Genomic DNA, 14663 nt, shown 5'->3' with positions numbered 1-14663 from the left:
TTGAATTAGCGCTTATCGGCAAAACGACCCAAAATATCACGAACGTTCTTGGTATTGTCCACAAAATACCGCGCTTGGGTTTTTTGCCGGCCTACTTTTACGGTAACAGAATCTTCCGGTAGTTCTTGGAACATGAATTCATCGGTCCAGTCATCCCCAATGGCAAAGACAAAATCGTAATCCGCTTCGGAATACACCCGCATGGAAGCCCTTCCCTTATTTACGTTACTGCTCTTTATTTCCATTACCTTGTTACCGTTCAACACACTCAAATCATCATTGGCAATAAGACTGGTAAGTACGGTATTAAGCTCAACGGCACGTTTTTGACCAAAGTCCGGGTCGGTATTTCGATAATGCCAAGCCAGGGAGTAGTTCTTCTCTTCTATAAAACTTCCTGGTGTGCGGTCCACGAATGATTCCAGTACGGGAAGTATCTTTTCCATCCAGTCCTTTTTTACATTTTCTAACATTCTAAATTCCTCGCCGCCCTGTGAAATCCAAACCCCGTGCTCCACAATCATATTATACTTTTTGGGTAAAAACCATTTGGTAAATGTTTCTTTATCCCTACCACTGATCAAATACATGTCTGTGTTCTCTTGTGAGGAAATCTCATCCAATAGTCGATACAGTTCCTTGTCCGGACTCGCCTTTTGTGGGTCGTTATGAAATCCGGCTAAAGTACCATCATAGTCAAGAAATACCAGTCTTTTTTTCGCCTTAGTATAATTCTTCATTATGATGTTCATCAAGTCAACGGATAATCTTCTCGAAATATAAGTTAGATCTTTCTCTTTTTGGTTGAGCAGAGAGGTCATAAAGTCATTAGCCCATTTTTCTACATTATAGCGAGCTAGACGTTTTTGTAAAATACTGTTGCGTTCTTGCTGTTCTTTTTTGGGCATGTTGATGGCCTTATCCAACGTATCCGCAATCTGTTCAAAATTGTTCGGGTTTATGAGGAGTGATTCGTTCATTTCGTTCGCGGAACCTGCCATTTCACTTAAAATTAGGACACCTGTCTTATCCGTTCGCGTAGCGATGTATTCTTTGGCTACGAGGTTCATCCCGTCCCTAATGGGGGTCAGCCAAGCAATATCACAAGTGGTGTATAAATCAATAAGGTTGTCAAAAGGCATCGATCGATAGAAATACCATATCGGCGTCCAACTTACCGTTGAGAGCTCACCGTTGATACGCCCCACCAACTCGTCTATTTCTTTCTTTAAAAGTTTATATTGGGGTACATTGGATCGTGAAGGAACGGCAAGTATGATAAGACGCACCTTTTCCTTGTATTGTGGGTATTTATTCAAGAAATATTCAAATGCGTTCAGACGTTTGGCGATTCCCTTGGAATAGTCCAGCCGGTCAATGGACAAAAAGAATTTAGCGTCTGGAGCCGATTTCTTATGCGTGTCCAATCTTTTCTGAAGCTCCGATTTTTGTTTTTCGCTACGTTGTGAATGTTCCTTTGCTGCTTCACTGAACTTTTTATAATCAATCCCCATTGGGAAAGAATCCACCTTAATTACCCTATCGTCCAGGTAAATGTCGTTAAAACTAACATCTAGCCCCAACAAACGTCTTACGGAACTTAGGAAGTGTCTTTCGTAATCATAGGTATGAAAACCAATGAGGTCAGCCCCTAAGAGTCCTAAAAGTACTTCGCGGCGCCAAGGGAGTGTTCGGAATATTTCAAACGAAGGAAAGGGAATATGTAAGAAGAAACCTATGGAGATATTAGGTCGTTTTTCCCGTACCATTTGTGGAACCAGCATCAATTGATAATCATGCACCCAAATAGTATCGCTATCTCCTGCTTTTTCTAAAATGGCATCTGCGAATTTTTGGTTAACGGCCTTGTAAATTTCCCAGCTGTTCAATTCAAACTCCGAGTATTCCAAAAAGTAATGAAATAGGGGCCAAACGGTTCTATTACTAAATCCGTAATAAAAGCCATCGACCTCCTTCTCGGTCAAATTGACTTTAGACGAACCATGTTCGGCCAAGGCCTTGTCTATTTTTGGTGCCAATTCTTCTGGAATTTCTTCATCCGTAAGCCCACTCCACCCGATCCAAAGGCTATCTCCGCCAGAATGAACGGATTTCATACCCGTTGCCAACCCTCCAACGCTTGGGATAGCAGTGATGTCTCCATTGCTAATTTGTAATTGTACGGGGAGTCTATTTGAGATTATGATAGTTTTAGCCATAAATAGCAAGTTTTGCTTTGATTTGAATTTAATTTCTCTCAATTTCGGGAAAAAGAAGGGCAATAACAATTGTAAGCCCCAATGAATTAAGATTTTTATTGAATGGATAATTTAGACTACGGAATTATAGGGAATTGTAGAAGTGCCGCGTTGGTATCAAAAAATGGGGGTATAGATTGGTGTTGTTTGCCCGAATTTGATTCCTCCTCGGTTTTTGCAAAATTGTTGGATGATAAGATAGGAGGTAGCTTTGAGATTTTAGTCGATGATTCCTATACGATAACACAGCGATATAAAAAGCATACGGCCGTTTTGATTACGCATTTCTCGGACGGTGAAAATATATTCGAAATCCGTGATTTCATGCCCCGATACCGTAAGGAAGGCGGTGGTTATAATGCACCTCCAGAATTAATCCGATATTTTAAACATATAAAAGGAAAGCCAATTTTTAAAATAGTTTACAATCCAAAATTGGAATATGCCAAGGGAAAAACAGAGACTTATGTAAAGAAAAACTTTATAGTAAGCCTGACTCATGGCGAAAAGTTCGACACTTGTTTTTTATACACTTCTTTTAATAAGAATGCCGTATTGGATGGTAGGGAAATTACTCTAAACAAGGACGGTTACTTTCTATTGGGATATAACGAAAAATTATTCCAACCCACTGTGCGTAAAATATATACAGAACTGGAGCGGACCAAAGTGTATTGGCTTAATTGGAGCAGTAAAACCCCTAATTATAAGAAATACAACGCACAAATAAGCCGTAGCGCCATTACATTGAAATTGTTAAGTTATGATAAAACCGGTGCGGTACTCGCCGCTGCTACCACTTCATTGCCGGAAACTATCGGAGAGGTCAGGAATTGGGATTATCGTTTTTGCTGGATTCGTGACGCTTCTATGGCCATTAAGGTGATTGGTGATCTTGGACATAGGAATGTAGCCAAACGATATTTACAATTTATAGTTGACCTGATTCCCGATAAGGATGAGAAATTACAGATAATGTACGGCATCAACAAGGAGAAGAAGCTGACCGAACTAACATTGGACCATTTGGAGGGATATAAAGGCTCTAGTCCTGTTCGTATTGGGAACGCGGCCTATAAGCAGAAGCAGAACGACATTTATGGTATTCTGATGGATGTTATTTATGAGCAACTCTCCAAATATACCAATGATATTGAAAATGGCGAAGAGCTTTGGGGCATTACCAAAGGTATTGTATGGATAGTCTCCAACCACTGGAAGGAAGCCGACAAGGGTATATGGGAGTTCAGGTCTGAAGACCGCCATTTTACCTTTTCAAAAGTACTATGCTGGGTAGCGATTGATCGTGCCATAAAAGTAGCCAGACTCTTTAAAAAAGGACGTAAAATAGAGAAGTGGACGGCTTTGGAACAAGAAATTAAAAAAGATATTCATGACCATGCTTGGAATCCTGCAGTGAACGCATTTACACAATCCTATGGTTCTCTGGACATGGACGCCTCTGTTTTATTGATGGAATCCTATGGATTTATTCATGCGAAGGACCCAAAATACGTGAGTACGGTTAAAGCCATTGAGAAAGAACTAAGTAACGACGGTTTATTGTACCGCTACAAGAATGAAGATGATTTTGGACTGCCTTCATCATCCTTTACAATTTGTACCTTTTGGTTCATCAATAGCTTGTTTAAAATAGGCGAGGAGGAGAAAGCTATGGCCCATTTTGACAAACTTCTATCTTATAGTAATCATTTAGGTTTGTTTAGTGAAGATATTGATTTTAAGACCAAAAGACTTTTGGGGAACTTCCCGCAAGCTTACTCCCACTTGGCGTTGATTGAATGTGCCATCAATTTTTCTAAAAAGGAGAGTGAAGCACAGGTATTGGAGTCCATTAGGTCCTAAAAACACTTTTGAAGAGACAATTTCTTCAGTGCTTAAGATTACATTGAAAACAATCTTTGGAATTGGGTCAAGGGAGTATCCTATTAAGTTTTAAATTCAAGCGTTTTTCGCAAAATCTTTTATTTTATCCAGAAGCCTATTAAAGTGTTTTTCGGTGGTAAAGGGATTCATAACCGTGACTCTTAAAAAATGTATACCCCTCAGTTTAGTTTGAACAATATAAAACTCTCCATCTTCCAGGAGCTTTTGTCGGATTGAGGCATTTAACCTATTGTGTTCATTAAGGTCTAATGCTGAATTGATAAACCTAAAGCAAACAATGTTGGACATTGGTTTTACCGCAAGTTCAAAGTTTGGTTCCTTTTCAATAATGGAAGCAAAATGGGTTCCCATATCGTACAAATTTGTCACATAGGCTTCAAAAACAGACTCTCCGTACATTTTTAGGAGCGTATACCAATGAATACTCATCATGGTCTTGGTACACTCAAAGGTTTTTTTACCCGAGTTGTACCAATCTTCATGTTCCGATTCCGTCAACAAGTAGTCCGCTTTTTGACTAAAGGTCGCGTTCGTATACTTACCATTTTTATAGAGTAGGGCAGTGGTAATGGTTGGCATCATCATCATTTTATGCCCATCGATTACGACGGAATCGGACTTTTCTATACCTTTTAAGGTATGCTTGTATTTCTTTGAGAAAACCCCCGCTCCTCCGTGGGCCCCATCCACATGAAACCATATTTTGTATTTTTTGGCAAAGGCAGCTATTTCATCCAAATCATCGAACATACCTGTTGCCGTGCACGGAGCGCTACCAACAATAGCAAACACCTCGATTCCCTTTGCTCTTACTTCTTGATGCTTTTCCTCCAAAACGGAAGTATCCATTTGAAAATTGGCCGTTGCCGGAATCTTAATAATTCCCTGTTCTCCCAGCCCCATAATTTTAGCGGCCCTGTCAACACAATAATGAGCTTCTTCACTTACCATTATGGCTATTGGTGAACGATTGCCATTATTCCAAATATCTTGCTTTAAAATGGCCCTGCGAGCTGTTAATAATGCGGTCAGATTGGCGAGCGTACCTCCAGAAGTTAAAAAACCCTTGGCTCTCTTTGAGTAGCCTATTTTATTGCAAAGTACATCGGTAACTACTCTTTCTATCGCACTGGGTGCCATACCCATTTCGTAGACGGCCATACCGTTGTTCAAAAGAGAACTGATCATGCCGGTTAAGGCGGTAATCGGAGCTGCTGGACTTACTTGGTGCCCAATGTAGTTTGGGTGATGGACGTAGGTTGTTCTTTTCGTTATCTCCTTAAAAAGTTCTTCCTTATCGCCATGTTTTAAGAACTCTTGCCAAAAATGCAACTCATCATCGGGTTCGTTCCAATGAATGGCCTTATGGGTTTTTTCATTAAGCTTATCGTCTAAATGCTCAGCGAGGTCAGCTACCAGGCGATGTCCCATTTCCTTAAAAGTTTCTGGGGAATAAACGGATTCCAGGATGGATTTGTTCATAGGCTAAAATTAGATGCTTCTAACTTCTTGAACAAATAAAAAACCGCTCCTTTTGGGAGCGGCTTTTCTTCTGTCTAACAAACAAAAGGGTAATCTGAATTAGTCAAAGGTGTACCCGTTATCCGAAGCTACTTTATCCGCAATTTGTGTACGTAAAGCTACTACGTTCGGGTTATTGGTATACTTTGTAAATCTCTTTAAGCCCATTAACATCATACGTTGCTCGTCGCCCTCGGCAAACGAAACGATGGCCTCCTTGCCTTTCTGTACAATGATGTCCGTAGCTCTGTAGAGGTATAATTTGGACATGGCAATTTGGGTTGATTGCGCATCCTCGCCAAATCTTTTTACGTTTTTTTCCGTTCTCAATAATGCCGACTCCGCAAGGTAAACTTGGATTAAAATATCTGATGCGGACAATAGTAGTTGCTGGTGTTCATCGAGCTGGGGTCCAAATTTTTGAACCGCACTTCCGGCCACCATCAAGAACACTTTTTTCAATCTTTTTATCGATCTTTCTCTTCCGCAAATAACTCAGAATAGTCCGGTGTATCAAATGAAGGGATGCCCATTAGTTCTTCTCCTACCGCCGTTGCAGGTCCAAGTAAATCTACATGGCCTTTCATCGCCTTTTTCACGAGCATTCCGACGGCCAACATTCTGTTGATTTCATTAGTACCTTCGTAAATCCTAGCTATTCTAGCGTCCCTCCAGGCGGATTCCATCGGTGTATCGGCACTAAAGCCCATACCTCCAAAGATTTGAATCCCTTCGTCCGTAGTCTGTTGCACGTGCTCTGAAACGGCTACTTTGAGAATGGAACATTCAATGGCATATTCCTCGACGCCTTTCAACTCCGCATCCTGATGTGAATTCCCTTCAGCTTCCCTGATGGCTATTCTATCCTCTATGTTCTTTGCCGCCCGATAAGATGCTGCCTCATCCACATAAACGTTAGTCGCCATATCGGCAATCTTTGCCTTGATAGCTCCAAAATTGATAATCGGTGTATTAAACTGAATGCGTTCATTAGCGTATTTGGTAGCCTCGTTAATCACCCTTCTTTGTGCATCCAAGCACGCTGCTGCTAGTTTAATACGGCCAACGTTTAAAGCGTTCATAGCTATTTTAAAACCGTTACCACGTTCGGACAGCATATTTTCAACAGGGACTTTCGTCTCGTTAAAGAAGACCTGTCTCGTGGAAGAAGAGTGTATCCCTAATTTTTTTTCTTCATCACCAAGGGTAATACCGTTGGACGAGTCATTTTCAACAATGAATCCAGTGATATTTTTATCGTTCTCAATTCTAGCGAATACGATGAAAAGGTTACAAAAGCCAGCATTTGAAATCCACATTTTCTGTCCGGAAATTGCATAATGCTTTCCATCTTCGGAAAGGACAGCTTTAGTTTTCCCCGAATTGGCATCCGACCCTGCTCCCGGTTCTGTTAAACAATACGCTCCAAACCACTCACCTGAAGCAAGCTTGGGAACATACTTTTGTTTTTGTTCTTCCGTACCGTATAAAGTAATAGGCATGGTGCCAATTCCTGTATGGGCTCCAAAGGCTGTGCTAAATGACCCTGTAGCACCAGAAATATAATCGCATACCAGCATGGTAGAAACAAAGCCCATTCCCATACCTCCATAAGATTCCGGCACGGCAACACTAAGCAAACCGAGTTCGCCAGCCTTTCGCATGGTTTCTTCCGTATAGGCGTAGTCCTTGTTTTCAAAGCGCTCCCAATGGGCCCAAAGTTCGCGGTCAACAAATTCTTTGGTGCTTTCACGCATCATTCTTTGCTCTTCGTTCAAATCTTCAAGAGTGAAGACATCTTCGCAATTGGTTTCTTTGACGAGAAATTGGCCTCCTCTAAGAATATCTTTTTGCATAGTTTCAGTATTCATAATCGTATTTTTTTAATTCAAAAATTCATAAATTCCAGCTGCGCCCTGTCCGGTGCCAACACACATGGTTACCATGCCGTATTTACCTTTCATGTTACGTTTGCGCATTTCATCGAACAACTGAACTGATAATTTTGCTCCCGTACAACCGAGTGGATGACCTAAAGCAATGGCGCCTCCGTTCACGTTAACGATATCTTGATTAAGCTTCAATTCGCGGATAACCGCTAAGGATTGCGAAGCAAAGGCTTCGTTCAATTCAATTAATTCAATATCGTCCTGTTTTAACCCGGCTTGCTTCAGGGCTTTGGGAACGGCAGCTACCGGCCCTATACCCATAATTCTTGGTGGCACACCTGCGGCGGCATAATTCACCAACCTGGCTATAGGTTCTAAATTCAGTTCTTTTACCATTTCCTCACTCATCACCATAACAAATGCAGCACCATCACTCATTTGGGAGGAATTCCCTGCAGTTACGCTTCCGTTAGCTGCAAAAACGGGTCTTAATTTATTCAAAACTTCAACTGAGGTACCTGCACGTGGACCTTCGTCTTTAGTTACGGTATACTTCTTAGTTGCTTTTTTACCGTCGGCGCCTACAAAAGTCTGTTCCACTTCTATGGGAACAATTTGATCCTGGAAACGATTTTCTGCTTGTGCTTTTAAAGCCTTTATGTGCGATTGATAAGCGAACTCATCTTGATCTTCCCTAGAAACATTAAATTCATTGGCCACAGCTTCTGCTGTATTTCCCATACCCCAGTAGTAATCTTCATGACCTGCTTTCACCACATCGTAGTTCAATTCTGTCTTATATCCTGTCATGGGTACGGAACTCATGCTTTCAGCACCTCCAGCGATGATACAATCTGCCATTCCAGACTGTATCTTGGCAGTAGCTATACCTATTGTTTCGATTCCGGAAGAACAAAATCTATTTACGGTTACCCCGGGAACATCAACAATGTCCAATCCCATTAAGGAGATTAGCCTTGCCATGTTCAAACCTTGTGAGCCCTCTGGCATGGCATTGCCAACGATAACATCATCAATCCGCTTTTTATCCAATTGAGGAAGTTCTTTCATCATGTATTCGATAGTTTCCGCTGCCAACTCATCCGTTCTTTTGAATCGGAATACTCCTTTTGGCGCTTTACCTACCGCAGTTCGATATCCCTTAACTATATATGCTGTTTTCATGTTTTATTTCGATTATTAGATTTTTTGATTTTTAGATGATTGGAATGGTATTAAACTAGCTAACCGTCCCACTACCTGTTTATCTAATTTCTTAATGGTTTACCAGTTTTCAACATGTGTTGAATCCGTTCCAATGTCTTTCTTTCCGTACAGAGCGATAAAAAGGCTTCGCGTTCCAAATCCAACAAATATTGTTCGGAAACATAGCTTGGCTCGGACAAATCACCACCGGCCATTACATAAGCCAATTTATTCGCAATTTTCTTATCGTGCTCACTGATATAGTGGCTCGCTTCCATGGAATCCGTACCTACCAAGAACATACCTAAAGCTTGTTTTCCCAATACTTTAACATCGTTACGTGTTGGAGGTTTTGTATATCCTGCTTCCGCCATTAACCTGGCATGGGCTTTGGCTGTTGCAATTTGTCGATCCTTGTTCACCACAACGATATCCTTGCCTTTTTGAAGAATACCCAAATCGTAAGCCTCATAGGCCGATGTGGAAACTTTGGCCATCCCAATGGTTAAAAAGTACTCCTGTAATATGTTTAGTTCTACATCACCTTTTCTAAAAGAGTCCGATGCCCTTAGAGCGAACTCTTTGGAACCCCCTCCTCCAGGAATTACGCCAACTCCAAACTCTACCAGTCCAATATAGGTTTCCGCGGCCGCTACCACCTTATCGGCATGAAGCGAAAGTTCGCACCCACCTCCCAAGGTCATACCGTGAGGGGCCGATACCGTTGGGATTGACGAATAACGCATACGCATCATCGTATCTTGGAACATCTTGATGGCCATGTTGAGCTCATCATACTCTTGCTCTACCGCCATCATGAATATCATTCCAATATTGGCGCCAACAGAAAAGTTTGCCGCTTGGTTACCTACGACTAAACCTTGGTACTCTTTTTCCGCCAAGTCTATCGCCTTGTTCAATCCGGCCAACACATCGCCACCTATAGTGTTCATTTTGGATTGGAACTCGACATTTAAAATGCCGTCCCCCAAGTCTTCTACGACTACACCACTATTTTTGAAAACTTCTTTAGATTTTCGAATGTTGTCTAAAATGATGTAAGCATCCTGACCTGGAACTTTTACCATTTCTTTTTTAGGAATGTCATAGTAATAGGTAGCCCCATCCTTTACACTGTAAAAAGAGTCGATTCCTGCGGCTTTCATCTCATGAACCCATTTGGCCGCTTCCTGATTCTCCGCTTTTATAAATTCCAGACCTTTGTCCAGGCCAACGGCATCCCAAATCTGGAAGGGACCATGTTCCCAACCAAATCCTGCTTTCATGGCGTCATCAATTTTATAGAGCTCGTCCGTGATTTCTGGAATACGGTGCGATACATAGGCAAACAACGAACCAAAACTTTTACGGTAAAACTCCCCGGCTTTATCTTTTCCGTCTACGAGTACAGAAAATCTATCTACGACATTATCTATGGTTTTCGTCAGCTCTAACGTTGCGAATTTTGTACTTATTTTAGACCGATAGTCCATCGTATCCAAATCAAGCGTCAATATTTCCGTTTTTCCTTTTTCGTCTTTGGATTTTTTGTAGAAACCTTGCCCTGTTTTACTACCCAACCATTTATTCTCCATCATTGTGGAAATAAAGGGCGGTAAAGCGAACAGTTCATGGCGCTCATCTTCCTTACAGTTCTCGGCAATACCATTAGCAACATGCACCAAGGTATCCAATCCAACTACATCAACCGTCCTAAAAGTGGCCGATTTTGGCCTACCGATTACAGGACCGGTAAGCTTATCTACTTCCTCCACGGTCATACCCATTTCTTTCACCGTGTGAAAAAGACTTTGAATACTAAAAATACCGATGCGATTTCCTATAAACGCAGGCGTATCTTTGGCAACTACGGAAGTTTTCCCAAGAAATTGTTCCCCATAACCGTTTAGGAAATCCAAAACATCAGGAGCAGTTTTAGGGCCAGGAATAATCTCGAATAATTTTAAGTAACGTGCGGGATTGAAAAAGTGCGTTCCGCAGAAATGTTTTTGAAAATCTTCACTTCTACCTTCGGACATGAATTTTATAGGAATACCGGAAGTATTTGAGGTGATTAAGGTTCCTTTAGTTCTATGCTTTTCTAGGTTTTCGAAAACCTTCTTTTTAATATCCAGTCGCTCTACCACTACCTCAATAATCCAATCTACTTTGGAAACTTTGGCGATGTCATCTTCTAAGTTACCTGTGGTTATTCTTTTGGCAAAGTCTTGATGATAAATAGGGGAGGGCTTCGATTTTAGCGCTGCAGTCAGCGAATCGTTTACTAAACGATTGCGAACAACTTTGTCCTCCAACGTAAGTCCTTTTGCTTTTTCCTTATCGGTTAATTCTCTCGGAACGATATCCAATAAAAGGACTTCCACACCTATATTGGCAAAATGACAAGCGATACCACTTCCCATGATTCCCGAGCCTATTACCGCTACTTTATTTATGTGCCTGTTCATGTATTGTAAGCTGTTTTAATGGTTTGATGTGTCTTTAGTGTAAATACTTTTATCCGCTATAAGTTTGTTGATGGTTTCCGTAACCTCAAAAAAACTTTTTAATTTTTCTTCTGAAACATGTTGTTTAACCACTTCGTTGAATCTCAATACCACGTTCTTCGAATCCATTCTTTTTTCTAGACCAAAGCCCGTTAAATGAATAAGTACCCCTCGTCCATCGGACGGATTGGGTTTTCTCTCTATCAATCCCTTTTCTTCCATACTTTTTAAAATACGGGACAAACTAGTAGCTTCCATACCCATTTTAGGACCTAATGCGGTACTGGGAGTACCGGTTTTAGGATCAATGCTCAAGAGCGTAAAACCAATTGCCATGGTTGTCTCAAAGTTTTTAGCCTCTTCATTGTACATCCTTGCAACGGCTTGCCAAGTAGCTCTTAGTGCATAATCAATGGTTAATTCTTTCATAATGAATTATTGGCTACCAAATATATAAAAATTTATTATGCATGCATAATAAATTTTAGTAAAAATACTTGTTTAACTAAGCAGTTTTCTCGTGCACGAGGGTTAGTGAGTATGAGTAGGATAGACGAACAACAACCATATAAATTGAACCCGTGTTCTTGAATAATGGAATTGAAAAGGATTAAACGGTAATTTTAGTATTTGGATAGATGTCAGTTAGGAGAATTCCTTTTTCTCTTTTCGATTCCTTTACTTAGGATGGATGAATAGCTCATAGGGAAAAAAACAAGGGGTAGTAAAATCTTCGGTGGTAAAGCCGTAAAGGTAGCCGTGTTGTTTTGATTTGAAATTTACATTATGGCCATAACTATTAGGAGTATCATTTCAAAAAGAAAAGCAATAGCTATTCCAAGACAGTATCTGGTGCGTTCGGCAAACTGTTTATCGCTTAATAAGGATAAGTGTTTTTCAAACACGCTGTCAAATCCTAATGTTCATAAATTTCATTATAAAGATCTATATATTTTTGTTTGATGATCTCTCGTTTCATTTTCATAGTAGGGGTGAGATGACCTGAATCTGGCGTCCAAACCTCAGGGGTTAATCGAAAAACTTTTATCTGCTCCCACTTGCCAAAATGCTTATTGCAAGTATCTAATTCTTTTTGAATGCGTTTAATTACCTCCTCAGAAGCTGCTAATTCCTCTGGAGTACTGCCTGCGTTTATCTTTTTCTTTACTATCCATTCCTGAACAAACTCAAAGTTGGGCTGTATAAAGGCCGCTGGCATTTTCTCTCCTTCACCAATGACCATCACCTGTTCAATGAATCGCGATTGTTTTAATTCGTTCTCTAACAGGGTAGGAATGATATACTTGCCACCGGAGGTTTTGAACATTTCCTTTTTACGTCCTGTTATTTTTAAGAAACCATCACTATCCAGTTCGCCCTTATCTCCTGTATGAAAATATTCCCCCGTCATTACTTCATTGGTTTTTTCCGGGTCCTTGTAATACCCCATCATAACATTCGGACCCTTGATCAATATTTCCCCATCATCGGCGATTTTTATTTCCACATCCTCAATGGCTTTTCCTACCGTACCAACCTTGTACATTTTGTTTACATACATTCCTACTGACACAATAGGCGATGTCTCGGTAAGACCATATCCTTCCATGACGTGCATTCCTGCAGCCCCGAATATGCGGCCTAGTCTAGGCTGTAATGCTGCACTACCCGATACCATGGTTACTAAACTACCACCTAGCGCTTCTCTCCACTTACTGAAAATTAGTTTGTTGGCAATACCTAATTTAAATTCATACCACCATCCATTTTGTCCGTACGGCTCCCATTGATCTCCTAATTCCACGGCCCAAAAGAATAATTTCTTTTTTATACCTGTGAGTTCAGTACCTTTTGCATATATCTTATCAAAAAGTTTTTCCAATAAACGGGGGACTACTGACATTAACTGAGGACTCACCTCTTTAATGTTCTCTCCAATTTTATCGATTCCCTCTGCATAATATACAGTGGAACCAGAATATTGATAGATATAGATCAATACGCGTTCGAAAATATGACAGATAGGCAAAAAGCTTAAAATCCTGTTTTCACCTTCTATCAGGGGAAGCCTTTTAGCACCTGCCAAAGCATTACTTGCAATATTATTGTGGGATAGCATTACTCCCTTTGGTTTTCCAGTGGTACCAGAAGTATATATAATGGTAGCCAAATCCGAAGGTTTAACTGCATCCATTCGCTCCTTAACAATATCCGAGTTGCTCTCATCCGCACCGAGCTCAAAAAGCTCTGCATAGTTCTTACAGCCAGGAATCTCGTCAAAGCTGTAGACTTCTTTTAGTTTGGTGTTCTTCATTACTTTTTTGACCTTTTGAAGCACTTCTTCATCGGAAACAAAACAGTAAATGGATTCACTATGGTTTAAGACATATTCATATTCCTCGGCGGAAATGGTCGGATATATGGGAATGGTCTGTGCCCCAACCTGCAAAACCCCAATGTCCATGATGTTCCATTCGGTCCTATTGGCGGTGGAGATCAGGGCAATCTTGTCATCCTTTTTTATACCCATTCGTAAAAGGGCCCTGCTCATGGCGTTTGCCTTGTCCAGATATTCTTGGGTAGAAGTGGCTATCCACTTCCCATCATACTTAGTGACTAAGGACTTCTCCAAATTATATTTCTCCAACTGATAATATGGAAAATCGAATAAACGGGTAACTTTTTGCATACTTGGTTTCTAATAAGTTATTGCAAAATAGGGAAAGAACACGGGATTTTAAAATGGATTTTTTAATTAGTAGACAGTTCTATTATTGTATTATCAATTATTAGACTGTGTTGTCATAATTTTTTGGGTTTACACCCTTAGAAATGAAGCTTTAAACCCTCATGGCTTGCCTTAAACCCCAAGGATTCGTAAAATTTAAGTGCTTCCGGTCTTTTTTTATCCGTGGTGAGTTGAACTACGTGGGCCTTTTTGGTTTTTGCTTCATTTATGGCCCATGCAAACAATTGCTTTCCAATACCTTTATTACGGTAATCTTTATGCACCCTTACCGCCTCTATCTGTGCCCGTTTTCCGCCTTGATAAGTGAGGTATTGTATAAAACTCAATTGAAGCGTTCCGATTACTTTACTGCGCTCGTCTTCAATCACTGCCAATTGTTGGTTGCTATCACTATCAATTTTTTCAAAGGCATCATAATACTTCTGTGCCAATGGCTCTCGGTAATCTTCACGGAGCATGCCTAGCTTATCGTTTGCCAGCATGGCTACGATTGCGGGCACGTCTTCCTTTTGACATTTTCGAATTTTATACATTTTTAATCTGCGGATTAGTGAGTCAAAATTGAATGTGATAGGTTAGGACCCAATATTTAATTTGCAAAAGTTATGAAATCTATAACGAATTT

General features: G+C 40.6%; 8 protein-coding genes and 1 pseudogene. 1 reads left to right on the top strand and 8 read right to left on the bottom strand.

All coding sequences use genetic code 11. The annotated features are described in order from the left end of the window. Positions 1 to 5 precede the first annotated feature (5 nt). The gene (locus tag N8A89_RS00520; RefSeq protein ID WP_289644706.1) at positions 6 to 2219 is read right to left on the bottom strand and encodes a bifunctional alpha,alpha-trehalose-phosphate synthase (UDP-forming)/trehalose-phosphatase; all 2214 of its coding nucleotides are present in this window, start codon (positions 2217 to 2219) and stop codon (positions 6 to 8) included. 102 nt (positions 2220 to 2321) lie between these two features. Here N8A89_RS00520 and N8A89_RS00515 point away from each other — a divergent pair, with 102 nt between their 5' ends. Beyond that, the gene (locus N8A89_RS00515; RefSeq protein ID WP_281540480.1) at positions 2322 to 4124 is read left to right on the top strand and encodes a glycoside hydrolase family 15 protein; all 1803 of its coding nucleotides are present in this window, start codon (positions 2322 to 2324) and stop codon (positions 4122 to 4124) included. 96 nt (positions 4125 to 4220) lie between these two features. On the opposite strand, the gene N8A89_RS00510 is transcribed toward N8A89_RS00515, so the two are convergent. The 7 genes and pseudogenes from N8A89_RS00510 to N8A89_RS00480 all read right to left on the bottom strand — a co-directional run bounded on the left by N8A89_RS00510 (position 4221) and on the right by N8A89_RS00480 (position 14571). Continuing rightward, the gene (locus tag N8A89_RS00510; protein WP_281540479.1) at positions 4221 to 5648 is read right to left on the bottom strand and encodes a pyridoxal phosphate-dependent decarboxylase family protein; all 1428 of its coding nucleotides are present in this window, start codon (positions 5646 to 5648) and stop codon (positions 4221 to 4223) included. A gap of 99 nt (positions 5649 to 5747) precedes the next feature. Beyond that, positions 5748 to 7558, bottom strand: a pseudogene (locus N8A89_RS00505) (acyl-CoA dehydrogenase family protein). Positions 7559 to 7570: 12 nt separating this feature from the next. Beyond that, positions 7571 to 8761 (bottom strand): acetyl-CoA C-acyltransferase, encoded by a 1191-nt coding sequence (locus tag N8A89_RS00500; RefSeq protein WP_281540478.1) that lies wholly within the window; start codon positions 8759 to 8761, stop codon positions 7571 to 7573. Between the two features lie 83 nt (positions 8762 to 8844). Then, positions 8845 to 11250: a 3-hydroxyacyl-CoA dehydrogenase/enoyl-CoA hydratase family protein gene (locus N8A89_RS00495; RefSeq protein ID WP_289644705.1), complete on the bottom strand. Its 2406-nt coding sequence runs from the start codon at positions 11248 to 11250 to the stop codon at positions 8845 to 8847. A 15-nt stretch (positions 11251 to 11265) separates the two neighbouring features. Next, complete coding sequence (locus N8A89_RS00490) at positions 11266 to 11718, bottom strand: MarR family winged helix-turn-helix transcriptional regulator (protein ID WP_281540477.1); 453 nt, start codon at positions 11716 to 11718, stop codon at positions 11266 to 11268. 487 nt (positions 11719 to 12205) lie between these two features. Next, positions 12206 to 13978 carry an AMP-dependent synthetase/ligase gene (locus tag N8A89_RS00485; protein WP_281540476.1) on the bottom strand — a complete coding sequence of 591 codons (1773 nt, stop codon included), beginning with the start codon at positions 13976 to 13978 and terminating at the stop codon, positions 12206 to 12208. Between the two features lie 137 nt (positions 13979 to 14115). Further along, positions 14116 to 14571, bottom strand: coding sequence for a GNAT family N-acetyltransferase (locus N8A89_RS00480; RefSeq protein WP_281540475.1), 456 nt, complete (start codon positions 14569 to 14571; stop codon positions 14116 to 14118). Positions 14572 to 14663: the final 92 nt, after the last annotated feature.

The sequence above is a fragment of the Maribacter aestuarii genome (genome assembly GCF_027474845.2).
GTDB classification, from domain to species: Bacteria; Bacteroidota; Bacteroidia; order Flavobacteriales; family Flavobacteriaceae; genus Maribacter; species Maribacter aestuarii.
This window is presented reverse-complemented; position numbering and strand designations above follow the sequence as displayed.

Coding starts and splice junctions, on each gene's coding strand:
- N8A89_RS00490 (WP_281540477.1), bottom strand. CDS start 11,718: ATGAAAGAATTAACCATTGATTATGCACTAAGAGCTACTTGGCAAGCC.
- N8A89_RS00515 (WP_281540480.1), top strand. CDS start 2,322: ATGGATAATTTAGACTACGGAATTATAGGGAATTGTAGAAGTGCCGCG.
- N8A89_RS00500 (WP_281540478.1), bottom strand. CDS start 8,761: ATGAAAACAGCATATATAGTTAAGGGATATCGAACTGCGGTAGGTAAA.
- N8A89_RS00480 (WP_281540475.1), bottom strand. CDS start 14,571: ATGTATAAAATTCGAAAATGTCAAAAGGAAGACGTGCCCGCAATCGTA.
- N8A89_RS00520 (WP_289644706.1), bottom strand. CDS start 2,219: ATGGCTAAAACTATCATAATCTCAAATAGACTCCCCGTACAATTACAA.
- N8A89_RS00485 (WP_281540476.1), bottom strand. CDS start 13,978: ATGCAAAAAGTTACCCGTTTATTCGATTTTCCATATTATCAGTTGGAG.
- N8A89_RS00495 (WP_289644705.1), bottom strand. CDS start 11,250: ATGAACAGGCACATAAATAAAGTAGCGGTAATAGGCTCGGGAATCATG.
- N8A89_RS00510 (WP_281540479.1), bottom strand. CDS start 5,648: ATGAACAAATCCATCCTGGAATCCGTTTATTCCCCAGAAACTTTTAAG.